Here is a 24,545-nt window from a genome sequence, read left to right as displayed (position 1 = left end):
TTAAAATAGAGGCTGATCTATAAAAAAGTTTTTCATGGTCACAGGACGTTGTTCCAAAATATATCTATAGACATTATAATTTTCCATTACTCGCTGTACGTAATTTCTTGTTTCTCTAAATTTTATTAATTCAACCCAATCAACATAATCAACTTGTTTTTTTTGTGGATCTTTATTTATTTTTTTCCAATATTTAACTCTGTTGGGTCCAGCATTATACGCAGCGACTGCAAAAGGATAGGCACCATCATATTGTAGAATTAAACCTGCAATATAATGTGAACCTAAATTAATATTATATTCTGGATCAGTGGTTAATCTTGATTTTGAATAAGGAAGTTTGGCTTGTTTTGAAACTAATTTTGCAGTGTAAGGCATCAATTGCATTAATCCTTTTGCACCAGCATGACTATTAGCCTCTAAATCAAATTCGCTTTCTTGTCTAATTATAGATAAGATCAAAGCACTTTCTGGAATTTTTCTTTTATTAATATATTTAGGAGTACTAATTATTGGATAATTGTATTTATTATGAAACCTTTTTTGGTAAGAGGCAATTTTTGAAACCTGAATAGCAAAATCATATCTGTTTATACTTGTAGCTAATTCTGCAGCCAAAACCTCACTACCTTTTGCTATATTATCATTAGCTAAATGTCTTAAAATATGTTTTGTGTATTTATCTTTCTTTAATTCATCTAGAAGATAAGAAATTTTCACAAGCTCTTTATTAAAAAATTGAATTCTATATTTTGGATCAATTTCCATATCTTTTTCTAACTCAAATTTTCCATTTGGATTTAATTTTAAAAAAGCTAGTTGACCATAATATGTAGTTAAATATTTTGTAGCCTCTTTGTACCAATTATTAGATTGCTCTTTTTCACCTAATTTTTCATATGCTCTTCCAAGCCAATACGCGCCTCTAGATAAACTTATTGGATAACTAACATTTTCATAAAAATTTTTAAAATGATCTTTAGCAGTCATTGGATCATTTAAAAAACTTAATGATATCCATCCACTCATCCATTCAGCAGCCGCATATTCAGATCCTTCAGTCATTCCATGATTGCTTGATATTTTATATGAAACTTCATATTTCTTTTTATAAAGTAATGCTCTTGAGATAATTTCTCTTTCTTTCCACCATTTGTCAGGTCTAACTAAATACTCTTTATCATTTCTTATTTTCAATAAGATTTCTGTTGAAGAATCTACACGTCCTTTTTTTCTTCTCCATTTCAATCGATCGTAGTTTAACCCAGCATCATTCTTAAATTTTTGAGGAACATTGGCTATTGCTTGGTCAACTCCATAACCTTTACTCATTAAAAGATGTCTTGCATTATATAAAAGTTCGTAATCTTTTGGCAGATACCTTATTAATCTTCTTAAATCCCAACGATCACCGTTCCAAGCTAAATAATCAGCTCGTTTAATATAGTCATCTGCATTTAAATATTTTTTATATTTTTTTCTGAAATATTTTAATTCATTTTTGGATAAATCTGCTGTAACCCAACCTTCTTTAATTAGTTTTATACCTTTATTTTTGTCTCCAATTAAAATATGACTTTCTCCAAGTATCATTTTTCCATAACCACTTAATGGATCATTTTCTCCAAACCATTTTATTATTTTTTTAGGTGAAACACTTTCTGTGGATAGTTTATGCTCAGCAAGATATTTAACTCTGCTTATTCTAGGATAATCTGAATTTTTATTTAAAAAAACTTGATAATCGTAAAAGGACGCCTGGTTACCTGATGTTAAAAGATGTCTCCATTGTATAAAATTATAAATAGAGTTGTCTTTTGCTTTTTTTGCTATTTTAAGAGCAGACGACCATTTACTTTTCTGCATTTCTGAAATAGCTTTTTTAGCCAACCCAAAGTCTTTTTTGCTATAATATCTTGAAATCTTGATATTCTTAGCTGTGCTAGTACCAGCTATAGTTGGTTTTTTCTTTGGTATTTTAAAACTTAATTTTTTTTCTTTTAAAACCAACTCTTTTTTAACAATCACTTCTTCGATTTTAATTTCTTTGGTTTTCGTGGGCTTCTTTAATGGCTTAAGGATGTTTATAGATACTTTCTTTTGAATTTCTTCTTTACTTAAAATAGGTTTTTTTAAAGGTACAACTGAATTGATTTCAGCAAAGAGATTATTTGAAAATATTAATATGAATACGGCGAAACCTAAAAATAATATTTTTTTGAGCATAATCTTTTAGTATATGAATCTTTAAACTATGTTATAAGTATTTATGTTCAAAGGATCAAATGTTGCTTTAATTACACCATTTAAAAATAATGGTCTAGATGAGGAAGCATATATAAAATTAATCCATTTCCACATCGATAATGGTACTAATGGACTTGTGCCAGCTGGTACAACAGGTGAATCCCCTACGTTAAGTCATGATGAGCATCAAAGAGTAATAGATTTATGTATAAAAGAAAGTAATGGAAAAATTCCAGTTATTGCTGGTACGGGTTCCAACTCAACTGAGGAGGCTATTTCTTTAACAACACATGCAGAAAAAGCAGGAGCTAACGGCGCTTTGATAGTTACACCCTATTACAATAAACCAACTCAAGAAGGCTTGTATCAACATTACAAAGCAATTAATGACAAGTGCGGCATTCCAATTATAATCTATAATATTCCTGGTAGATCTGTGATTGATATGTCAGTAGATACAATGGCTAGACTCTATGAATTAAAAAATATAGTTGGTGTTAAAGATGCAACAGGTGATTTAGATAGAGTTAATCAGACACTTGAAAAAATGGGCAAAGATTTTATTCAATTAACAGGTAATGATGATAATGCTTTTGAATTTAATAAACGTGGTGGGGTAGGTACTATTAGTGTAACAGCTAATATTGCACCTAAACTTTGTTCAGATTTTCAAAAATTCTCCAAATCAGACACCTATAATGAAATGAAAGAAGCAGAAAGATTAGATAAAATATTACAACCAGTTCATCACTCAATGTTTGTTGAGAGCAATCCTAGTCCTGTAAAATATGCTGCAAAACTTTTAGGACTTTGTGATGACAATGTAAGACTACCACTTGTAAAAGTAACAGACACAACAAAAGAAATTGTAAAAAAAGCTCTTAAGTCTGCTAAGTTAATTTAATGAACAAAAAAACCAATCCTGGTTTGAAAATCATTTGTTTAAATAGAAAAGCTAGTTTTAATTATTTTTTTGAAGATCTTTTTGAAGCTGGAATTGTTTTAAAAGGATCAGAGATTAAATCAGTAAGAGAGGGCAAGGTGAATATCGCTGAGTCTTATGCTGTTGAAAAGGGAGGTGAAATTGTTTTAATTAATTCACACATATCTCCATACAAGCAAGCAAGTTACTCTAATCATAATCCAACAGATGATAGAAAATTGCTTCTTAATAAAAAAGAAATAAATAAATTGATAGGTAAAATGCAAAGAGATGGTTTCACATTAGTTCCAACAAAAATGTATTTCAAAAAAGGAAAGGCTAAAATAGAACTAGCTGTTGCAAAAGGAAAAAAGCAATATGATAAAAGAGCAACAAAAAAAAGTAGAGATTGGAATCGTGAAAAGGCAAGATATATTAGAAAATCAAGCTAAAATTGTTTTTTTAGGAATAGGTTCAAATTTAGGTATAAGAAAAAGAAATATAGAAAAAGCAAAATTTTTATTAGCAGAACATAACTTAGATGTTCTCTCGGTATCTAGTTATTATGAAACTCCTTCCTGGCCGGACCCACGAAATCCTAAGTTCTTAAATATAATTATAAAATTAAAATGTTATTACAACCCTCAAGAACTATTAAAAATATGTAAATCTATAGAAAATCAATTAGGTAGAAAGAAAGCAAAAAAAAATGCACCTCGTACATGTGACTTAGATATAATCGATTTTAATAATTTGGTATCAAGAAAAAATTCTAAGATTAATTTACCTCATAAAATGATGCATAAAAGAAACTTTGTATTATTTCCATTATTTGAGATTCAAAAGAATTGGACTCATCCTGATAAAAAAATTGATGTTAAAACCTTGATTTCTCTGCTTCCTGATAGAGACATTAGATCTATTAAACAAATTTGATTTAATGGTATAATATTAATTATGCTTAATTCAAATGAACTTATAAATAAAGTTAAGGATTATAATAAATTTCTTAATCCTGAAAAATTGGATAAAGCGTATAATTTTGCTGTTAAAGCACATAAGAGTCAAAAAAGAGCTTCGGGTGATCCTTATTCTGTTCACCCAATTGAGGTTGCAAACATTTTAACTGAATTAAAATTAGATAGCGCTACAATTACAACTGGTCTATTGCATGACACTATAGAAGATACTTTTGCAACTTATGAAACTATCAAACAAGAATTTGGTGATGAGGTTGCTGATTTAGTAGACGGTGTAACGAAAATTTCAGCGTTTGAAAATTCAGCTGGAGCTAATTCTAAAGTTGAGAATTTCAGAAAATTAATTTTAGCAACATCAAAAGACATTAGAGTTCTGCTAGTTAAAATTGCTGATCGACTACATAACATGAGAACCATTAAAGCGATTACTAAAGAGGATAAAAGAAAAAGAATAGCTCAAGAAACTATGGAAATTTATGCGCCATTAGCTGATAGAATGGGAATGCACAGAATAAGAGACGAGCTTGAGGATTTATCTTTTGAAATTTTAAATAATGATGCAAGAAAATTAATAAAAAAAAGGCTTGATGAAATAAAATTGGACAGAAAAGATTTGTTCGAAGAACAATCTTTTGAGTTAAGTGAAATCTTAAATGATAATGAAATTAATGCTGAAATACATGGTAGAGAAAAGACACCTTTTTCAATTTGGAGAAAGGTCCAAAAAAAAAGAGTTTCACTTGAACAAATAACAGACATTATTGGGTTTAGGATAATTTTAAAAAACGTAGATGATTGTTACAAAACTCTAGGGATTTTTCATAAAAAATGGAATTGCATACCAGGGAAATTTAAAGATTATATTTCATCTCCAAAAATCAATGGTTATAAATCTATTCATACTTCTGTAATTGGTTCAAATAAAAAACCAATAGAAATTCAAATTAGAACATATGAAATGCACGAATTTGCAGAAAGAGGTGTCGCATCTCATTGGCAGTATAAATCTTCTGAAAAATTTAATTCTTTAAGTTGGAAGGAGTATGATTGGTTAAAAGATCTTGTTGAGATTATAGAAAAAAATGAAAACCCTGAAGATTCATATGAGTATACAAAACTACAAATGTTTCAAGAAAACGTATTTTGTTTTACACCAAAAGGTTCAGTTATAAAATTACCTAAAGATGCAACTGCTATAGATTTTGCATATGCTGTTCATACTAAAATTGGTAATTCAGCAGTTGGTTGTGAAATTAATGGAAACAAAAGCGAATTACAAACTATTTTAAGAAATGGTGATCGAGTAAATATAATAACATCTAAAAATAATTCACCATCACTTCACTGGATACCAACTACTAAAACAGGCAAAGCTAGAGCAGCAATAAGAAGATATTGGCATGATAAAGGAGAGCAAAAAGAGGAAAAAACAAAAAAATATAATACCACTCTATGGATGTCATTACCTGATAAGCCAGGTCAATTAGGAGATATAAGCTCACTCATTGGAAGTCACAAATTAAATATATCGAGCTTAGAAATGGTTGGCAAAAATCCCAATTATATTAATTTTAAATTTAAATTAATTATTAGAAACCTTAAGAATTTTACTAATTTTATTGCAGAGCTAAAACAAAAGAGTATAAAATTTAAGATAATTAGACACGAAGAAAAAAGAAATGCTTTCACACAAAAAATCCTTAAATATTTTAAAAAAAACTAATGCATTATTAGAAGGTCACTTCGTTCTATCCTCAGGTCTACATTCTTCAAAATATATTCAGTGTGCTAAACTCTTAAGTTTCCCTAATTTAGCTGATAAAATTTGTAAATCTTTAGCAAATAAAATTAAAAAAAAATTTAAAAAAATTGATTTAATATTAGCTCCTGCAATGGGAGGAGTAATTATTGGATATGAAATTGGAAAATTGCTCAAAAAAGAAACAATTTTTTGTGAAAGAGTAAATGGTAAATTTACTCTCAGAAGAGGATTCAATATTAAAAAAGGAGCAAGAGTATTAATTATAGAAGATGTAATCACTACAGGAAAATCAAGTTTAGAGTGTGTTAAATTGATTAAAAAATCAAAAGCAAAATTAATTGGATTTGCATCTATTATTGATCGATCAACCAAACAATCTTTAAAAATAAAAACTGGAATAACATCTCATTTAAAAATTGATGTTCCAACTTTTAAAGCAAATAAATTACCACCAGAACTTAAATCTATACCAATAACAACCCCAGGAAGCAGATTTATTAAGTGAAAAGGTTAGGCGTAAATATAGATCATATCGCAACTTTACGAAACGCTCGTGGAGAGAAACATCCAGACCCACTATACGCAGCTAAAAAAGTTATTAGTTATGGAGCGGATTCTGTAACAATTCATTTAAGAGAAGATAGAAGACATATAAATGATATTGATGCAAAAAAAATCTGTGGTTTAAGAAATGTGCCTGTAAACCTTGAAATTTCTATGAACGAAGAAATTATTAATAAAGCACTTAAGATAAAACCAAATTTTATCTGTTTAGTTCCAGAAAATAGAAAAGAAATTACTACCGAGGGAGGTTTAAATATAAAAAACAATCTTAATAAGTTAGAGAAAATAATTAAAAAATTTAAAAAAGCAAAGTTAAGAACAAGTTTATTCATTAATCCTTCCTCAAATGACATTAGACTTGCTAAAAAATTAAATACTGATTGTATTGAAATACATACTGGAAAACTAGCAAACCTAGTTAAATTAAAAAAAAATTATTCTAGTGAATTAAACAGAATTAAAAAAAGTGCAAAATTGGCATCAAGTTTAAATTTAGAAGTTCATGCTGGTCATGGTTTAGACTATAAAACCACCAAAATGTTAACAAAAATAATAGATATTGAGGAGTATAATATTGGACATTTTATAATCGGAGAGTCAATATTTGATGGACTTTCAAAAGTAATTAAAAACTTTAAAAAAATTATAAAAAAATAAATGAAAATTCTAGGTATTGGAGTTGATATTGTTGAAAACAAAAGAATTCAAAAATCGATTAAAAATCCTTTATTTAAAAAAAGAATTTACTCATCTAAAGAATTGAAACAATCTAATGCAGCAAACAATAAAGTAGCTTATTTTTCAAAGAGATTTGCTGCAAAAGAAGCATTTTCTAAAGCTCTTGGCACAGGTTTTCGTATAAATTTAAATTTTAAAGATATAGAAGTTGTTAATGACAAAAAGGGAAGGCCTTATTACGTTAAAAATAAAAAAATTACAAAAATTGTACAAAAGAACTTTAAAATCAAAAATTTTAAATGTTTTTTATCAATTTCGGATGAAAAAAATTATTCAACTGCATTTGCAATTATTCAAACATCATGAAATTAGATAAAAATTTTTTTTCAGAAAATATAAAAACTTTAATTTATGCATTAATAATTGCAGTCATAATTAGATCGCTTTTAGTACAACCATTTTATATTCCATCATCATCCATGGAACCTACTTTATTAGTAGGTGATAGGTTGTTTGTAACAAAATATACCTATGGATATAGCAAACATTCATTTCCTTTTAGTCCTCCAATATTAAACAAAAGAATTATGTTTAGTAGTCCGGAAAGAGGTGATGTAATTGTATTTAAAACCCCAGCAGATAATCGAACAGATTACATTAAAAGATTAATTGGTTTACCTGGTGATAAAATTCAATTTATAGACTCTAATTTATATTTAAATAATTCTGAAATTTTTAAATCTAAAATTAATAACAAAACTACAATTTTCTGTGGCAACAAAAGTATGGATGTTTATAGATTTGAAGAAAAACTTTCAAATGGTAAAAAATTTCATACTGTTTATTTAAAAGATTACACCTATCAAAATTCTGATGTGTTTACTGTACCAAAAGATCATTATTTCTTTTTAGGAGATAACAGAGACTGTTCTAAAGATAGCAGGTACTTAACAAGTGTTGGATATGTACATAAAGATAATTTAGTAGGAAAAGCTCAATTTATATTTTTCTCTTCAGATAAAAGAATAGGAAGTTTTATTGAATTTTGGAAATGGCATAAGTCAATAAGATTTAATAGAACCTTTAATAAAATTAATTAATGAAAATTAACTATCAAAGTTTAGAAAAAAAAATTGATTTAAAATTTAAAAATAAAGATCTACTTGTTCAAGCACTCACACATAAAAGCTTTAATCCAAATGAAAATAATGAAAAGATAGAGTTTCTGGGTGATAGAGTTCTTGGCTTGGTGATAGCAAAAAAACTTTTAGAAATTTATCCAGGAGAAAAAGAGGGTATTCTTGATAAAAAATTTGCATCGCTAGTTAATAAAAAAACTTGTCTGGATATAGCAAAAAAAATAAATTTAGCTAGTTATGTTAAAACATTTAACCCCAACAATAAAAAAATAAAAATTGAGGACAAAATTATATCTGATAGCTGTGAAGCATTAATTGGTGCTATTTATCTTGATAAAGGTTTTACAATAGTTGAAAAAACAATTTTAAACTTGTGGCAAGATCATATTGAAAAAAGTGTAGTTACAGAAATCGATGCAAAAACAAAGTTACAGGAATTAACTTTAAAAAACTTTAAAAAACTACCTACTTATAAATTAATTTCAAATACAGGTCCAAGACACAAACCCATATTTAAAGTTGGAGTAAAATTACCCAATACAAAATATTTTATAGCGACTGGAAAATCAAAGAAAGAAGCTGAACAAAATGCTGCTATAGAATGTTTAAAAAATACAAATAAAAAATGAATTGGTCAGACGAGGGATTTTTAATAAGTAAAAACAGATATAATGAAAATTCATTAATTGCTGAATTATTTACAAAAGATAAAGGAAAGATATCCGGAATTATATTTGGCGGTACTTCAAAAAAAATTAAAAATTATCTTCAGCTTGGTAATAAACTCCATGTCAATTACCATTCTAAAAATGAAAACAGAATAGGTTATTTTAAAATTGAAATTTTAAATGCCTATACTCCATTATATTTTGATCATAAGCAAAAGTTATCCTGTATTACATCTGCTATGAATTTGATCAAAATATTAACAGCAGAGTCGCAATCTAACGATAAAGTTTATTTTATAATTCAAAATTTATTTTTAATTTTAAAAGAAAAAGATTGGATAAAAAAATATATATTTTGGGAATTGGAGTTATTTAAAATATTGGGATATGACTTGGCGCTTGAAAATTTAGTTGTAAAAGATTTAGAAGGTAACAAAACTGTATATTATGCAAGTTCTTTAAATGAAAAAAAATATGTACCTAATTTTCTGATTGAAAAAGATATAGAAGTTAATGATCTAGGCACTTTATTGAACGGTTTGAAATTAGTAGGCGATTATTTGGATAAAACTATATTAAGACCAAATAATTTAAATTATCCAAATAGCAGGTTGATATTCTTAAACACGTTAAAATAATTATTTTATTATTTTATCAATTCTATCAGCGTAATAACTTACTATTGCATTGGCACCAGCTCTCTTAAAAGCAACTAAGCTTTCATATACAGCATCTTTATTAATTAATTTTTTCGTTACAGCTGTTTCAATTAAGCTGTATTCCCCTGATACTTGATATGCAAATACAGGCAATTTAAATTTTTCTTTTATTGATTTTATTATGTCTAAGTAGGGCATACCTGGTTTAACCATTACCATATCAGCACCTTCTTTAATATCTAATGCAACTTCTCTTAAAGCTTCATCAGAATTTTTATAATCCATCTGATAAGTTTTTTTGTCTCCTTTTAACGAACCTTTAGATCCGACTGCATCTCTAAAAGGCCCATAAAAGCTTGAAGCATATTTTGCAGCGTAGGATAATATTTGAACGTTTTGGAATTTATTTTTATCTAAAGCTTTTCTTATTTTTCCTATTCTGCCATCCATCATGTCTGAAGGAGCCAGTACATCACAACCCATCTCAGCTTGTAGTAATGACTGATTGATCAAAACCTCAATTGTTTCATCATTTAATATGGTGTTAGATTTTATCAAACCATCATGACCATGTGATGTATAAGGATCTAAAGCAACATCACACATTATACCGATTTGGTTTTTGTATCTTTTTTTGACTTCTTGTATCGCTTTACAGACTAAATTATTTTCATTCAGTGATTCTGTTCCCAATTCATCTTTTTTTGAGTTTTGTGTCTTTGGGAAAAGAGCTATCATTGGTATTCCTAATTTTATTGCTTTATCCACAATTTGGCTCAATCGATTAATTGTATACCTGTAAACGCCAGGCATTGATGAAATCTCTTGTCGTTTATTTGACCCTTCAATTAAAAAAATAGGGAGTATAAAGTCATTTGGACTTAAGGTATTTTCTTGAATCAATCTTCTTGACCAAGGATCTTTTCTGCTTCTTCTGAGTCTAAGACTAGGATATTTACCAATAATCATGTTTTAATTTACTTTTAAATTGCGACAAATGTAATATACACATATACAAAAAAAAGAGTAGAAAGCAATCACGATGGCGACAGAAAACTCAAAAGTTGTAGACTTAAATATCAAAAAAGAAGATAGGATTTTAGACTTTAGTGATTTCCAGAAACAAGAAATTAAGTTTGATATAGAGAAATTACAAGAAGCATATCACCAAATAGTTAAGATTAAAAAATTTGAAGATGCAGGTGTTACTCACTTTGGTGCTATATCTCTAACTCAAATACCTGGTGATCCAGATTCAATAAAAGGTAATAAAGCTCGTGGAGTATACTGGACTAAACCTGATAAATCAGGAAAAGAAGTTTCTAGAGACGAAATGATTGATGAATCATCTTACTCAGAATTTATTAAAGACTATGAGAACACATACTTTAAAGAGGTTTATGATGTCCTTTCAAAAAAATATAAACTTGGAAGAGTTAGGATTCTTTTAAAAGAGCCAAGATCAACTTTAAGTTGGCATAGAGATCCTGAACCAAGATTGCATATACCTATTATTACAAACCCTGGTTGTTTAATGGTAATTGATAATGTTGCGAAACATATGCCTGCTGATGGTTCGGTTTGGGTTACAAACAACACTAAATATCACAATGCATTTAATGGTGGAGAAGAGAATAGAATACATTTAGTTGCTTGTGTTTTAGATTATAAATTTAATTAATTTGAAAAAAGTATTTATTTCATCAGATCATGCTGGATTTAAATTAAAAGAGCTAATCAAAGATTACTTAACAAATAAAAAAATAAAATTTGAAGATCTTGGTCCTAAAGATGACAGCAGCGTTGATTATCCTGACTATGCTCATAAAGTTGCTAGAAAAGTCAAATCAAGAAAGAGTAATGTTGGTATTTTAGTGTGTGGATCTGGGACTGGAATGAATATTGCGGCAAATAAGCATAAAAATATTCGCGCTGCACAATGTTTTAATCTAAAATCAACGAAATTATCCAGATTGCATAACGATGCAAACATCATTACATTAGGGTCACGGTTGATAACCAAAAAAAATGCTTTGAAATTTGTAAGTATTTTTTTAAATACAAAATTTGACGGTGGAAGACACTTGAGAAGGGTTAAGAAAATATAATTATGTCAAGCGAAAAAAGTTATTTAAACGATAGTTATAAAAGTTTTTTTGAGGATAGTTTATCTGTAAAAGATCCAGAGCTTTACAAAGCTATTAAAGATGAATTAATTAGACAGCAACAACATATAGAGCTAATTGCGTCTGAAAATATAGTATCTCAAGCAGTATTAGAAGCACAAGGATCAGTTTTGACTAACAAATATGCCGAAGGTTATCCTGGTAAAAGATATTATAATGGTTGCGAACATGTTGATGTAGCAGAAAACCTTGCTATTGAAAGATTAAAAAAATTATTTAATTGTAAATTTGCAAATGCTCAACCACACTCAGGTGCACAAGCTAATGGAGCAGTGTTTTTAGCCCTGTTAAGCCCAGGTGATACGTTCATGGGTATGAGTTTAAATTCAGGTGGTCATATTACTCATGGATTAAAAATTTCAATGTCTGGTAAATGGTTTAACGCTATAGGTTATGATGTAGACAAAGAATCTGAGTTGATAGATTATGATAATGTTGAAAAACTTGCATTAGAACATAAACCTAAACTAATTATTGCAGGCGGAAGCGCTTATTCTAGAGTAATTGACTTTAAAAGATTTAGAGAAATAGCAGATAAAGTTGGAGCATACTTGATGGTTGATATGGCTCACTTTTCAGGATTAGTTGCTGGTAAAGGATACCCTAATCCATGTGACTATGCTCATGTAGTTACTTCAACAACTCACAAAGTATTTAGAAGCGCAAGAGGAGGAATAATTTTAACTAATCATGAAGATCTTGCTAAAAAATTTAACACAGCAGTTTTTCCTGGTTATCAGGGAGGACCTTTAATGCATATTATTGCGGCAAAAGCAGCTGGCTTTCTTGAAGCGCTACAACCAGAATTTCAAGATTACATTAAATCTGTTTTAGCAAACGCAAAAATGTTAGCAGAAACCTTAAAAAATAATGGGTTTAAAATTTATTCAGATGGAACAGATACACATTTGATGTTGGTTGATTTGAGACCCTACAATGTAAAAGGAAATCTTGCGGCAGAGAGTTTGTCTAGAGCAAACATTACATGTAATAAAAATGGTATTCCATTTGATACAGAAAAACCAATGATTACATCTGGAATAAGATTAGGAACTCAAGCGGCTACAACTCGTGGATTTGGTTTAAATGAGTTTAAAACGGTAGGTGAATTAATAACAAAAACTCTTAAAGGCTTATCTGAAAACCCAACAGATAATAGCAAAATAGAAAACGAAGTAAAAAATGAAGTTATTTCTTTAACTTCTTCATTTCCGATATATAAGAACCTTTAGTAAATGATTTGTCCGTGCGAAAAAAAAGGTGATACATCTGTTGTAGACTCACGTCCAACTGAAGATGGTACCGCAATAAGAAGAAGAAGATTGTGCATATGTGGTGAAAGATTTACTACATTTGAGAGAATTCAATTTAGAGAATTGATGGTTGTTAAAAAAAATGGAAGAAAATCATCATTTGATCGAGATAAATTATCTAAATCGATCTACATAGCTCTAAAAAAAAGACCAATAGATACTGCTACAATAGAAAAATTCATCAGTAATATTTCAAGATCTCTTGAAGAACTAGGACAAGGAGAGATATCGACAAATACAATTGGGACAATGGTCATGGATGGATTAAAAGATTTAGACCCAGTTGGATATGTAAGATTTGCATCTGTATACAGAAACTTTAGAGAAGAAAAAGATTTCGTACAATTCGTGGACAAGCTTGATGTCTACAAAAAAAGATAAATTTTCATCAAAAGATAAATTTTATATGGAATTAGCCTTAGACTTGGCTAAATCTCGTCATGGACAGACTGGATCAAACCCTTCAGTAGGCTGTGTTATTGTCAAAAATGATAAAATTATTTCCATAGGACAAACCTCATTTAATGGAAGACCACACGCTGAATTTAATGCGATTAAAAATAGTTTTGAAGAATTAGAAGGCTCAAAAATGTATGTTACTTTAGAACCATGCTGTCATCATGGTTTAACATCACCATGTACTGACGCGATAATAAAATCAAAAATTTCAGAGGTAATATATGCTGTTACTGATATAGACAAAAGAGTAAGAAATAAAAGTTTTAAAATTTTAAAGTCAAAAAAAATAATTGTAAAAAAAGGATTATTAAAAAATAAAATTGAAAGTTTTTATTTACCTTATTTTTTTAATAGAAAGAAAAAATTACCCTTTGTCACCGGCAAAATAGCTATTTCAAAAAACAATATTATTTACAGCAAAAACCAAAAAAAGATTACAAATTCTTATTCAGACCAGTTTACACATATGTTGAGATATCAAAATGATAGCTTGATGATTACTCACAAAACACTTAATAAAGATAATCCAAAATTAAATTGTCGTTTGAAGGGTTTTGAAAAATTTTCTCCAAAAAGAATTATTTTAGACAACAAGTTAAATTCTAAAATAAACAGTTATATAATTAAATCTTCCAATAACAAAAATACTTTAATTTTTTATAATCAAGCTGATAAATCAAAAATTACAAAATTTAAAAGAAAAGGAATTCATCTAATTAAATCTAAAATTGATAGAAATAACAGATTTGACATTAAATTAATTTTGAAAAAATTGCATGATTATGGATGCAGAAATTTGTTAATTGAAGGAGGAGATAAATTAACAAATTCACTGATTAAGAATAAAATTTTTAATAAATTTTATTTGTATAAAAGTCCAAAAAACCTATCTAAAAACTTCGAATATTTGAAATTTAGTAGTCAAAATATATTAAATCAAAAATATAAAACAAAAATTAATCTAAATCTCAATTTACGAAAAGATCGAATAACACTATATAGTTAGAAAAAATGTTTAACGGAATAATTTATAACCAAGGTACTATTACTAAAATTGTTAAAAGACCTAAAGGTCTTAACATTTTTATAAAAAGTAATATTAAAGTATCAAATAAAGACATTGGCCTGTCTGTTGCCTGTGATGGTGTTTGTCTAACTTTAATTTCATATAAATCCAAAATTATGGAATTTTATCTTTCGAAAGAAACAATAATTAGATCAAAATTCAAATTTTTAAAAATAAAAGATAAAATAAACTTAGAATTACCCTTAAAATATGGGACAAAAATTTCAGGACATATTTGTCAAGGACATGTTGATACTGTTGGTAAAGTATTAAGTATTAAAAAAATAGATAAATCATTTCTTTTTGACTTTGATTTACCAAAAAAAGAAAGAAAACACTTAATAGAAAAAGCGTCAATCTGTGTGAATGGTATTTCTCTTACAATTTCAAAAGTGACTAAAAAAGGTTTCCAAATTTGGATTATCCCTCACACCTACAAAGAAACGAATTTATCAACCTTAAAAAAATCTAGTTTAGTCAACATAGAGATAGATATCTTGTCTAAATACGTTAGGAATTATTTTAATGAAAAAAAATAACTTTACCTCAATAGAGTCAATTATAAGCGTAGCCAAAAAAGGTGGTATGTTTATTTTAGTAGACGATGAAAAAAGAGAAAATGAAGGAGATTTAGTTATTTCAACATCAGACTCAAATGCAAAAAACATTAACTTCATGGCAAAATACGGGCGAGGGTTAATTTGTTTAGCACTTGATTCACTTCAAGCAAAAAGATTAAATTTATCTTTAATGTCTCCAGTAAATCAATCAAGAAACAAGACGGCATTTACAATTTCTATTGAAGCAAAAAAAGGAATAACAACAGGTATATCCGCTAAAGATAGAGCAAAAACAATCAAAATTGCATCAAAAAAAAATGTAAATAAAAATGAGATTGTTTCACCTGGTCACGTGTTTCCAATTATAGCCAAAGATGGTGGAGTGCTTGTTAGAGCTGGGCACACTGAAGCTTCAGTTGATATATCTAAATTAGCAAAAAAAAATAACTCTGCTGTAATTTGTGAAATTATGAATGAAGACGGAACAATGGCCAAAGGTCAGGATTTATTTAATTTTGCAAAAAAACATAAATTAAAAATTGGAAAGATAGAAGATCTGATCGCATATAGGCTAAAAAAAGAAAAACTTATTAAACTGAAAAAGCAAAGCAAAATTGATGTAAAAAATCAAAAATACAATATAAGAATTTATGAGAATCTTTTAGATGGTTCAGAGCACTTCGCATTAATAAAAGGTAAAATAAAAAAAGGTATTACTCCAAGAGTAAGAGTAATTTCATCTAATGTTGTCCAAAACTATCTAATCAATCAATCACTACCAAATTCATTTAACAAAACCTTAAATTATTTTAAAAAATATCAAAATTGTGTTTTAGTTTTTATTAAAGACTCAAATTTAAAATCAGTAACGCAGACTTTAAAAGATTATAAAAACAAAGATTTTTATAAAAAGGGAAATGATAAGTTAATAAGAAATTATGGTATTGGAGCTCAAATTATTAAAGACTTAAAAATTAAAAACATGATATTAATCACCAAATCACCAAAAAAAGTTATTGGTCTTGATGGTTATGGTATAAAAATTACAAAACAGGAATTAATTTGATGAAAAAAAAATATTTAATTGTTGTAGCAGATTATTATAAAGATATTGCTGATGGCTTAATAAGCAGTGCTTTAAAAATAATTCCAAAAAAAAATATAATAAAAATTATTAAAGTACCTGGTGCTTTTGAAATTCCAGTTACAATCTCAAAAAATTTAAAAAAATATGATGGTTTTTTAGCTTTAGGATGTGTAATTAAAGGTCAAACGCCACACTTTGATTTTATTTCACAAGCTTCAACAGATGCCATAATGAAATTATCTATAGATAGTAAAAAACCTATTGGAAATGGAATAATTACCTGTCTAAATATGGCTCAAGCAAGAGCAAGAAGAAAAAAGGGTGCTGAAGCTGCAGAAGCTGTGATTTCAGTTTTATCTCAAAAATGAGAACTCATTATAATCCCAAAAATAACCCTAGAGTTATAATTATTCAGAAATTATATGGTAAATTTTATAATGAAGATGATGATCTAGATTTTCCAAAACACAGATTTAAAAAATTTATTAAAGATATTGTTTTAGGAACCATAGAAAGAAATGATCTTATTTTAGATGAATTAAATAATAAATTAGGTGATGATTTTGTATTTGAAAAATTAGATAAAGTTTTTCAAACAATTTTAAAAGCAGCAACTTATGAATTTATGTATAAGCCAAATTTATCTATTAATATAATAATTAAAGAATATTTGAATTCATCTAATTTTTTTCTTGAAGATTCACAAACAAAATATCTTAATGCTTTATTAGATAACGTTGGAAAAAAATTAAGATCTAACAATGCATGAATTTGATCTAATAAATAATTATTTTTTTAAAATAGCCAAAAAAAATAAATTTGCTCTTAACCTAAATGATGATGTTTTTTTTGATAAAAAAAGAGGTGTTGTTATATCTGTTGATACATACAATATTGGTACGCATTTTTATGATTTTAAATCCCCTGATTTAGTAATTAAAAAAATATTAAGGTCATCAATTTCTGATTTAATTTGCAAAGGGGTAACACCAAAGTTTTATTTTATTTCTGGTTCAGGTAATAAAAAAACATTTACAAAAAATAATTTGTATAAAATTTCAAAGTCACTTAAATCAGAACAAAATAAATTTAACATAGCTTTATGTGGTGGTGACACAACTTTTTCAAATAAATTAAGTTTCACAATTATTTCATTAGGTTATTCAAATAAAATAATTTATCGTAATAAAGCTAAATCAAATGATGACATTTATGTGACTGGAAATTTGGGAGATAGTTATTTAGGACTTAATGCATTAAGTAATAAAGCTAAATTTAAAAATAAAGATAAATTATTCTTTGTAGATAAATATTATAAACCAAAGCTACCTTTAAATTTAACAAAATATTTATTGAAATTTGCAAATAGCTCTATTGATGTTTCAGATGGATTAATTGATGATTTAGCAAAAATGATTAATAGACAACGTTTATCATTTCACATATTTGAAAATAAAATACCTGTTTCAAATAAATTGAGTAATTTAATTAAAAAACAGAGATTGAATAAAATTAATTTAATTTCTAATGGAGATGACTATCAGGTATTATTTACTGCAGATATTAAGAAAGCTAGAATCATTCAAAAGGCTTCTAAAACAACTGGAATTAAAATAACTAAAATTGGTAAAATTGTATCTGGAAAAGATAGATCTTTAATATTCGACGAAAAAGGTAAGCAAATACGAGCTAAATCCAAAGGTTATATTCATCGGTTTTAGAAGTTAATCGTTGTCTTTTCTATCTTTTTTTGTATTGTGCGGGCTTAAAAATTTAACAACCAACAACTTAAGGTTAATATGAGCGGAACAGTCGAAACAATACTATTATACACAATTGGAGCTGGTTTATTATCTATCGTTTATGGATTTTTAACTGGTAAAAACATTCTTAATTCAAGTGCAGGAAATGCAAAAATGCAAGATATTGCATCTGCAATTCAAATTGGCGCAAAAGCATATTTGGCAAGACAATACAAAACTATTGCTATTGTTGGTGCTGTAGTTTTAGTAATTGTGAGTATTGCATTTAGTCCACTAGTAGGTCTTGGTTATTTAATTGGTGCTGCTCTATCAGGTATTGCAGGATACGTAGGTATGTTAGTTTCTGTAGAAGCAAACGTAAGAACAGCTGAAGCATCTAGAAAAGGCTTAGCTCAAGGTCTATCTGTTGCATTTAAATCTGGTGCAGTAACTGGAATGTTGGTTGCTGGTTTGGCACTATTATCTATAGCTGTTTATTATTACATATTATTGAAATCTAATGTTGATGAAAGAGAAATTGTAAATGCTTTAGTTGCATTAGGTTTTGGAGCTTCCCTAATTTCTATCTTTGCAAGATTAGGTGGTGGAATTTTTACAAAAGGCGCAGATGTTGGTGCTGATTTAGTTGGAAAAGTTGAAGCTGGAATACCAGAAGATGATCCAAGAAATCCTGCTGTAATTGCAGATAACGTAGGTGATAACGTAGGAGATTGTGCTGGTATGGCTGCTGATTTATTTGAAACTTATGCAGTTACAATTGTTGCAACAATGGTATTATCTTCAATTTTCTTTGTTGGTGATCTTAATATGATGATCTACCCTTTATCTATTGGTGCAGCATGTTTGTTAACATCTATTGTTGGAACATTTTTCGTTAAACTTGGAAAAAGTAATAACGTTATGAATGCTTTGTATAAAGGATTTGTTGTTTCTGCAGTAGCTTCTTTAATAATATTATGGCCTGTTACAGATCACGTAATTGGTTTTACAAATGAATTTACAGTAAATGATAAAACTTTTAATGGAATGGATCTATACTATTGTGGTGTCATAGGGTTAGTTATCACTGGATTATTAATCTGGATTACTGAATACTATACAGGAACAAGTTATAGACCGGTTAAATCTGTTGCATTATCATCAACAACTGGTCATGGCACTAATGTTATCCAAGGGTTAGCAGTTTCTATGGAAGCAACTGCTGTACCTGCATTAATAATAGTTGCAGGTATTCTTATTACAAATTCTATTGCTGGACTTTTTGGTATTGCTATTGCAGTAACTACTATGCTTGCACTAGCGGGAATGGTTGTTGCTTTAGATGCTTACGGACCAGTTACTGACAATGCTGGTGGTATTGCTGAAATGTCTAATCTTGATAAAAAAGTTAGAAAAACGACAGATGCTTTAGATGCTGTAGGAAACACAACTAAAGCTGTTACGAAAGGTTATGCAATTGGATCTGCTGGTTTAGGTGCTTTAGTTTTATTTGCTGCTTACACAGAAGACATCAAGCATTTTTCGAAAGAAGCTGGATCTGCATTAGAAGGTATTGTTGTAACTTTTGATTTATCTAATCCTTATGTAGTAGTTGGTTTATTAATTGGTGGAATGTTACCTTATCTTTTCGGTTCAATGGGAATGCAAGCTGTTGGTAGAGCAGGTGGAGCAGTTGTAGTTGAAGTAAGAAGACAATTTAAAAAATTCCCTGGTATCATGAAAAAAAAACAAAAGCCTGATTATGCTAAATTAGTAGATTTACTTACTGTTGCTGCTATCAAGGAAATGATTATACCTTCATTATTACCAGTTTTATCACCTGTTGTTCTTTATTTTATTATTTTTTCTATAGGCGGCCAGGTTGCTGCATTAGCTGCTGTTGGCGCTATGCTTCTAGGTGTAATTATTACCGGTCTATTTGTAGCTGTTTCAATGACTGCTGGAGGTGGTGCTTGGGACAATGCTAAAAAATATATTGAAGATGGTAATCATGGTGGAAAAGGTTCTGAAGCACACAAAGCCGCAGTAACAGGCGATACTGTCGGAGACCCATATAAAGACACAGCAGGACCAGCTGTAAATCCAATGATTAAAATTACAAATATTGTAGCTTTATTGCTCTTAGCAGTTATTGCTGGTTAATTTGTTTACGTTTTTTGGCCCTCTTTCCAAGAGGGTCATTAATTTTTTGTCTCATACTTGACATAAAATCGTAAATAAATGAATTTTTTTTAAAACCTGCTTCTGTAGTTGCTTCTGTTATACTAATGTTTTCCATATCGTCTTTATTATAAAACTCTTTTTTTTTTAATATCCCATAATCATCTATTTCTAATACTAAAACATCATTTTTAAATATTTGCATTCTACCCAAGTTTTTGATTTTTGATTGTGTTTGTTTTCTCTCAATATAAATCCATATATCGTTGTCAAATTTACTCGTTGTTGATGGGTTTCCTAATATTTTTCTTATATCATTTTTATTACTTTCATTTACTAAAAGAGTTTTTTGTTTTTTTTCTAAAAATGGTACACCATGATGTTTTACCACAGGTTTTAATGAACAATTAGAAACTATAATTAAGATAAATAATATATATAATAACTTATACATGAATGAAAAATACATACATATTTATAACAATTTAATTAATTACACTAGAAATAAAGATTTATATAAAAATTTAGACAGAGAAGATAGTTTTTCTGATCGTTTAACCCTCTTTTTACTTCATTTTTCTTTTTTTTTAAAAAATTATAAAAATGAGAAAAATAGGAAAATTTTACAAGAAATATATGATTTTAACTTTAGACAACTTGAATTAAGTATAAGAGAAATAGGATATGGAGATCAGTCAATAAATAAGAAAATGAAAGATTATATTAATCTATTTCACTCAATGGTTTCAGAAATACATTTTTGGGATAAATTAACAAAATCTGATAAAATAAAAAAAATTTCCCTTTTTTTAGGAGATTTTCAAAATAATGAGGAATTACAGGCTTATTTTGATGATTTTAACTCTAATTTATCAAAAAAAACTTTGAATTCTTATTTAAAAAGTGTAAGTAACCAATAATTATGGCTGTACCAAAACGTAAACAAACCCCCTCAAGAACAGGAATGAGAAGAGCTCAAACAATGAAATTCTCAACAAAAAATATAGTTGAGGATAAAAATTCAGGCGAATACAGACTTTCTCATCATCTTGATCTTAAAACTGGTATGTATAAGGGAAGACAAGTTTTAGACCCAAAAGAATAGTATTTATTTAATTAAAATGTCAGATTTGATCAAAATTGCAGTTGATGCAATGGGTGGTGATGGATCACCTAAGAAAATAATCGATGGTATCATTTTTAATCATGCATCAAATAAAAATAATTATTTTAAAATTTTTGGCGATAAAAATAAAATAAATCCAATAATAAATGGAAAAATTTCTGAGAAATTTTTCGAGATAGTGCATACAGAAAATAAAATAGAAAGTACTGACAGTCCTTTAGAGGGTGCAAAAAGAGGCAAGGACACTAGTATGTGGTTAGCTATTCAAAGTGTTAAAAATAAAGAATCTGATATAGTCATATCAGCCGGAAATACAGGAGCACTGCTAGTTGTTTCAAAATTAAATTTAAAAATGATAGAAAATATAGACAAACCCGCATTATCTGCCTTATGGCCAAATAAAAAGGGTATGAGTGTTGTATTAGATTTGGGTGCCAATATTGAATGTAGCTCAAAAAATTTATTAGACTTTTCTATTATGGGAGCTTCTTTGTATACATCTCTTTATCCAAATGATAAACCAAATGTAGCATTGCTAAATATTGGCTCAGAAGAATTGAAAGGAAATGAAACTATAAAAGAAACTTATCAATTATTAAATGAAAAAAAATCAGATAATTATAATTTTGCAGGATATATTGAAGGTAATCATCTTATGGATGGAGAGGTTAATGTAATTGTATCAGATGGTTTTACAGGAAATGTTGCATTAAAAACTGCTGAAGGTACCGCAAATTTTATAACTAGTGAATTAAAAAATGCTATGACAGGGACATTTATGGGTAAAATTTCATCTTTATTAAATATATCAAATTTAAGAAAATTTAAGAAAAGATTAGATCCAAGATTATATAATGGAGCCATCTTTATTGGTCTAGACTCTCCAGTTGTTAAAAGTCATGGAGGAACAGACTATGTAGGATTTTCAAATTCTTTAGATGTTTGTCATAGAATTGTTAAAGGTAACTTGATAGAAAAGATTAAGCAAAATATTTAAAAAATGAGACTTAATGTAACTAAGAAAGATTTGGTTAATTTAATTTATATGCAGCTTGGTTTTTCAAAACAAATAGCAACAAACCTTATTGATGATCTTTTATCTACCATACTGAACAATATTAAAAATGAACAAAAATTAAAATTATCTAAATTTGGTACTTTTTCTATTAGACAAAAAAAATCTAGAATTGGAAGAAATCCAAAAACTAAAGAAACAAAAATCATTTCAAGTAGAAATGTTGTCTTATTTAAACCATCAAAGGAATTTAGAGAATTTATTAATTTGAAAGATGATGGATAAATCAGATAGTGCTTATAAAACTATTGGAGAAGTAGCTAGAATATTAAATCTTAAATCAAATGATAAAGGAGCTTTACCGACACATGTCATTAGATTTTGGGAAACTCAATTTAAACAAATTAAACCAAAGATATTAAATTCTAATAGAAGATATTATGATGAAAAAACAATAAATCTTCTTAAAAAAGTTAAATTTTTACTTAAAGATCAAGGTATGACAATTAAGGGTGTAAAAAAAATATTAAATAATGAAGATTCTTTAAAGCTTGACGAAATTGCAGATAAATCTATAAGGACAGAAAATTTAAGAAATAAGTTATTAAAAATTTCTAATAAATTAAAAGAATTAAAAAATGGCAAAAAAAACGCACGTTAAAGTAAGAATGGTTCCAGAGGCTAAACCTGATAGCCCTTACTTCTATTATGTAAAAAAACCTGCTGGAGGCGAGAAGGCCAAAGTTAAACTTTCAGCAAAGAAATACAATCCAGATACTAGAAAACACGAAATGTTTGTGGAAAAAAAGCTTCCACCACACAGTAAGTAGTTATTTTTTTTTAAAGTTTCTCCTCTCGTAATCGATATAAGACAAGATCATATTTTTCCATATACGATTAGTAATTTTAGGATCAATTTTTAGTTTTTTAGATTTTGAGTGAATTTTTTTAAGTATAAAATTGATACGTTTTTTATCTACTATTTCTTTTTTAAATTCTTTAAGCTTTAGAACTTCTTTTACAAGATTTGTTCTATATTTAATTAACGATAATAACTTATTATCTAACTTATCCAATTTAGCTCTTATTATTTCTAATTTTTTTTTGTTTTTAGGCGACATTTAATTTATTGGTTTAATTAATAATTATTATATTTATTTAATCATGTACAGTCAGAATTATTCTTTAAATTCTCAATTAAAAATATGGATGATCACTTTATTAGTGATGATCGTGCTTATTATTTTAGTAGGAGGTCTAACTAGATTAACAGACTCTGGACTATCTATTACTAGTTGGGAACTTTTTATAGGCTCACTACCACCTTTAACAAATGATAAGTGGATAGAATATTTCGATCTCTATAAAAAAATACCTGAATTTAAAGAGCAAAATTTTAATATGACTTTAAATGAATTTAAAATTATTTTTTGGTGGGAATGGGCGCATCGTCAATTGGGAAGATTAATTGGTCTAACTGTTCTTTTTCCAATGATCTATTTTACAATAAAAAATGGTTTTTGGATTTTAAAAGAGTATTCAATTATTTTTTTCTTAGTGTGTTTTCAAGGATTTTTTGGATGGTACATGGTATCAAGTGGATTAATTGATAGAGTCGATGTTAGTCATTATAGATTATCACTACACTTAGTTACAGCTTTTATCATTTTGTCTGTAGTTTTTTGGAAATATTTAAATCTAACTGATATAAAAATTAATCATATTAATATTCAATTAAACTCAATTAAATTTTTTCTTTTATTATTATTTTTACAATTAATAATAGGGGCATTTGTTTCCGGTATGGATGCAGGAAAAATTTATAATACATGGCCTTTAATGGGCTCATCATATTTTCCGGATGATAGTGTAATCAATGATTTGTTTAATCTCACAGTATTTGATGATCAATCACTTGTTCAATTTATTCATAGAAATTTGGCATATTTAATAGTTGCATTATATTTTTATATATTTTTCTTTGTTTTAAAAAATAGAAATACTAATTTAAGAATTCCAATTCTTGTTATTGGGATTAGTTTATTATTTCAAATTCTTTTGGGAATTTTAACAATTTTATCTGGAGTAAAAATACTTTATGCATCTCTACACCAGATAAATTCTATTTTTATAATACTTTCAACTTTGTATTTTCTTTATATTACAAAATATAAAGAGCCTATTAATTAGT

At 27.9% G+C, this 24,545-nt stretch carries 32 protein-coding genes; 28 read left to right on the top strand and 4 right to left on the bottom strand.

What is annotated here, in order from left to right; all coding sequences use genetic code 11:
- Positions 1-2,226 carry a lytic transglycosylase domain-containing protein gene (locus AMN88_RS02970; RefSeq protein ID WP_075536351.1) on the bottom strand — a complete coding sequence of 742 codons (2,226 nt, stop codon included), beginning with the start codon at positions 2,224-2,226 and terminating at the stop codon, positions 1-3.
- Between the two features lie 43 nt (positions 2,227-2,269).
- Between AMN88_RS02970 and dapA the strand changes: the two genes are divergently transcribed.
- From dapA to recO, 10 genes are read left to right on the top strand one after another with little or no spacing between them, the layout of a single operon-like run.
- Positions 2,270-3,151, top strand: a complete 882-nt coding sequence (gene dapA, locus AMN88_RS02965) for a 4-hydroxy-tetrahydrodipicolinate synthase (protein WP_075536350.1) — start codon at positions 2,270-2,272, stop codon at positions 3,149-3,151.
- Positions 3,151-3,621 carry an SsrA-binding protein SmpB gene (gene smpB / locus AMN88_RS02960; RefSeq protein ID WP_075485158.1) on the top strand — a complete coding sequence of 157 codons (471 nt, stop codon included), beginning with the start codon at positions 3,151-3,153 and terminating at the stop codon, positions 3,619-3,621. The genes dapA and smpB overlap by 1 nt, the downstream gene beginning before the upstream one ends.
- Positions 3,548-4,105 carry a 2-amino-4-hydroxy-6-hydroxymethyldihydropteridine diphosphokinase gene (gene folK / locus AMN88_RS02955; RefSeq protein WP_256997784.1) on the top strand — a complete coding sequence of 186 codons (558 nt, stop codon included), beginning with the start codon at positions 3,548-3,550 and terminating at the stop codon, positions 4,103-4,105. Before smpB ends, folK begins: the two co-directional genes overlap by 74 nt.
- A gap of 21 nt (positions 4,106-4,126) precedes the next feature.
- A complete protein-coding gene (locus AMN88_RS02950; RefSeq protein ID WP_075536348.1) occupies positions 4,127-5,872 on the top strand; it encodes a RelA/SpoT family protein in 1,746 nt (581 codons plus the stop codon).
- On the top strand, positions 5,829-6,416 hold the full coding sequence (gene pyrE / locus AMN88_RS02945; protein WP_075536347.1) for an orotate phosphoribosyltransferase: 588 nt from the start codon (positions 5,829-5,831) through the stop codon (positions 6,414-6,416). Before AMN88_RS02950 ends, pyrE begins: the two co-directional genes overlap by 44 nt.
- Positions 6,413-7,132 carry a pyridoxine 5'-phosphate synthase gene (locus AMN88_RS02940; protein ID WP_075536346.1) on the top strand — a complete coding sequence of 240 codons (720 nt, stop codon included), beginning with the start codon at positions 6,413-6,415 and terminating at the stop codon, positions 7,130-7,132. The genes pyrE and AMN88_RS02940 overlap by 4 nt, the downstream gene beginning before the upstream one ends.
- The gene (gene acpS, locus AMN88_RS02935) at positions 7,133-7,519 is read left to right on the top strand and encodes a holo-ACP synthase (protein WP_075536345.1); all 387 of its coding nucleotides are present in this window, start codon (positions 7,133-7,135) and stop codon (positions 7,517-7,519) included.
- A complete protein-coding gene (gene lepB / locus AMN88_RS02930) occupies positions 7,516-8,253 on the top strand; it encodes a signal peptidase I (RefSeq protein ID WP_075536344.1) in 738 nt (245 codons plus the stop codon). Before acpS ends, lepB begins: the two co-directional genes overlap by 4 nt.
- Entirely contained in the window at positions 8,253-8,921 is a 669-nt protein-coding gene (rnc, locus tag AMN88_RS02925; protein ID WP_075536343.1) for a ribonuclease III, read from the top strand. The genes lepB and rnc overlap by 1 nt, the downstream gene beginning before the upstream one ends.
- A complete protein-coding gene (gene recO, locus AMN88_RS02920; protein ID WP_075536342.1) occupies positions 8,918-9,598 on the top strand; it encodes a DNA repair protein RecO in 681 nt (226 codons plus the stop codon). The genes rnc and recO overlap by 4 nt, the downstream gene beginning before the upstream one ends.
- Here recO and hemB read toward each other — a convergent pair whose 3' ends face one another.
- Positions 9,599-10,588 carry a porphobilinogen synthase gene (hemB, locus tag AMN88_RS02915; protein WP_075536341.1) on the bottom strand — a complete coding sequence of 330 codons (990 nt, stop codon included), beginning with the start codon at positions 10,586-10,588 and terminating at the stop codon, positions 9,599-9,601. It lies immediately after the preceding gene.
- 73 nt (positions 10,589-10,661) lie between these two features.
- On the opposite strand from hemB, the gene AMN88_RS02910 reads away from it, so the two are divergent.
- The 11 genes from AMN88_RS02910 to AMN88_RS02860 all read left to right on the top strand — a co-directional run bounded on the left by AMN88_RS02910 (position 10,662) and on the right by AMN88_RS02860 (position 20,195).
- Entirely contained in the window at positions 10,662-11,300 is a 639-nt protein-coding gene (locus AMN88_RS02910; protein WP_075536340.1) for an aspartyl/asparaginyl beta-hydroxylase domain-containing protein, read from the top strand.
- Position 11,301: 1 nt separating this feature from the next.
- Positions 11,302-11,727, top strand: coding sequence for a ribose 5-phosphate isomerase B (gene rpiB / locus AMN88_RS02905; RefSeq protein WP_075536339.1), 426 nt, complete (start codon positions 11,302-11,304; stop codon positions 11,725-11,727).
- Positions 11,728-11,729: 2 nt separating this feature from the next.
- The gene (glyA, locus tag AMN88_RS02900; RefSeq protein ID WP_075536338.1) at positions 11,730-13,037 is read left to right on the top strand and encodes a serine hydroxymethyltransferase; all 1,308 of its coding nucleotides are present in this window, start codon (positions 11,730-11,732) and stop codon (positions 13,035-13,037) included.
- 3 nt (positions 13,038-13,040) lie between these two features.
- A complete protein-coding gene (gene nrdR, locus AMN88_RS02895) occupies positions 13,041-13,499 on the top strand; it encodes a transcriptional regulator NrdR (RefSeq protein WP_075536337.1) in 459 nt (152 codons plus the stop codon).
- A complete protein-coding gene (gene ribD, locus AMN88_RS02890; protein ID WP_075536336.1) occupies positions 13,480-14,583 on the top strand; it encodes a bifunctional diaminohydroxyphosphoribosylaminopyrimidine deaminase/5-amino-6-(5-phosphoribosylamino)uracil reductase RibD in 1,104 nt (367 codons plus the stop codon). The genes nrdR and ribD overlap by 20 nt, the downstream gene beginning before the upstream one ends.
- A gap of 5 nt (positions 14,584-14,588) precedes the next feature.
- Entirely contained in the window at positions 14,589-15,182 is a 594-nt protein-coding gene (locus tag AMN88_RS02885; protein ID WP_075536335.1) for a riboflavin synthase, read from the top strand.
- The gene (gene ribB, locus AMN88_RS02880; protein ID WP_075536334.1) at positions 15,169-16,269 is read left to right on the top strand and encodes a 3,4-dihydroxy-2-butanone-4-phosphate synthase; all 1,101 of its coding nucleotides are present in this window, start codon (positions 15,169-15,171) and stop codon (positions 16,267-16,269) included. Before AMN88_RS02885 ends, ribB begins: the two co-directional genes overlap by 14 nt.
- Positions 16,269-16,658 (top strand): 6,7-dimethyl-8-ribityllumazine synthase, encoded by a 390-nt coding sequence (gene ribH, locus AMN88_RS02875; protein WP_075536333.1) that lies wholly within the window; start codon positions 16,269-16,271, stop codon positions 16,656-16,658. Before ribB ends, ribH begins: the two co-directional genes overlap by 1 nt.
- Complete coding sequence (locus AMN88_RS02870; protein WP_075536332.1) at positions 16,655-17,059, top strand: transcription antitermination factor NusB; 405 nt, start codon at positions 16,655-16,657, stop codon at positions 17,057-17,059. The genes ribH and AMN88_RS02870 overlap by 4 nt, the downstream gene beginning before the upstream one ends.
- Positions 17,052-18,011 carry a thiamine-phosphate kinase gene (thiL, locus tag AMN88_RS02865; protein WP_075536331.1) on the top strand — a complete coding sequence of 320 codons (960 nt, stop codon included), beginning with the start codon at positions 17,052-17,054 and terminating at the stop codon, positions 18,009-18,011. The genes AMN88_RS02870 and thiL overlap by 8 nt, the downstream gene beginning before the upstream one ends.
- 78 nt (positions 18,012-18,089) lie before the next feature.
- Entirely contained in the window at positions 18,090-20,195 is a 2,106-nt protein-coding gene (locus tag AMN88_RS02860; RefSeq protein WP_075536330.1) for a sodium-translocating pyrophosphatase, read from the top strand.
- On the opposite strand, the gene bamE is transcribed toward AMN88_RS02860, so the two are convergent.
- A complete protein-coding gene (bamE, locus tag AMN88_RS02855; RefSeq protein ID WP_075536353.1) occupies positions 20,182-20,667 on the bottom strand; it encodes an outer membrane protein assembly factor BamE domain-containing protein in 486 nt (161 codons plus the stop codon). The two genes, AMN88_RS02860 and bamE, sit on opposite strands and share 14 nt — an antisense overlap.
- On the opposite strand from bamE, the gene AMN88_RS02850 reads away from it, so the two are divergent.
- The 6 genes from AMN88_RS02850 to AMN88_RS02825 are packed head-to-tail and all read left to right on the top strand — an operon-like array spanning position 20,666 to position 23,184.
- Positions 20,666-21,133 carry a ubiquinol-cytochrome C chaperone family protein gene (locus tag AMN88_RS02850; protein ID WP_075536329.1) on the top strand — a complete coding sequence of 156 codons (468 nt, stop codon included), beginning with the start codon at positions 20,666-20,668 and terminating at the stop codon, positions 21,131-21,133. The genes bamE and AMN88_RS02850 overlap by 2 nt on opposite strands.
- A 2-nt stretch (positions 21,134-21,135) precedes the next feature.
- Entirely contained in the window at positions 21,136-21,318 is a 183-nt protein-coding gene (rpmF, locus tag AMN88_RS02845; protein ID WP_075536328.1) for a 50S ribosomal protein L32, read from the top strand.
- Between the two features lie 16 nt (positions 21,319-21,334).
- The gene (plsX, locus tag AMN88_RS02840; protein ID WP_075536327.1) at positions 21,335-22,336 is read left to right on the top strand and encodes a phosphate acyltransferase PlsX; all 1,002 of its coding nucleotides are present in this window, start codon (positions 21,335-21,337) and stop codon (positions 22,334-22,336) included.
- A gap of 3 nt (positions 22,337-22,339) precedes the next feature.
- Entirely contained in the window at positions 22,340-22,639 is a 300-nt protein-coding gene (locus AMN88_RS02835) for an integration host factor subunit alpha (protein ID WP_075536326.1), read from the top strand.
- Complete coding sequence (locus AMN88_RS02830; protein ID WP_075536325.1) at positions 22,629-23,015, top strand: MerR family transcriptional regulator; 387 nt, start codon at positions 22,629-22,631, stop codon at positions 23,013-23,015. Before AMN88_RS02835 ends, AMN88_RS02830 begins: the two co-directional genes overlap by 11 nt.
- Complete coding sequence (locus AMN88_RS02825; protein WP_023853780.1) at positions 22,993-23,184, top strand: 50S ribosomal protein L33; 192 nt, start codon at positions 22,993-22,995, stop codon at positions 23,182-23,184. Before AMN88_RS02830 ends, AMN88_RS02825 begins: the two co-directional genes overlap by 23 nt.
- On the opposite strand, the gene AMN88_RS02820 is transcribed toward AMN88_RS02825, so the two are convergent.
- Complete coding sequence (locus AMN88_RS02820; protein WP_075536324.1) at positions 23,185-23,475, bottom strand: chorismate mutase; 291 nt, start codon at positions 23,473-23,475, stop codon at positions 23,185-23,187.
- 43 nt (positions 23,476-23,518) lie between these two features.
- On the opposite strand from AMN88_RS02820, the gene AMN88_RS02815 reads away from it, so the two are divergent.
- The gene (locus AMN88_RS02815) at positions 23,519-24,544 is read left to right on the top strand and encodes a COX15/CtaA family protein (RefSeq protein WP_075536323.1); all 1,026 of its coding nucleotides are present in this window, start codon (positions 23,519-23,521) and stop codon (positions 24,542-24,544) included.
- Position 24,545 lies beyond the last annotated feature (1 nt).

Source organism: Candidatus Pelagibacter communis (assembly GCF_001180165.1).
GTDB lineage: Bacteria > Pseudomonadota > Alphaproteobacteria > Pelagibacterales > Pelagibacteraceae > Pelagibacter > Pelagibacter ubique_P.
This window is presented reverse-complemented; position numbering and strand designations above follow the sequence as displayed.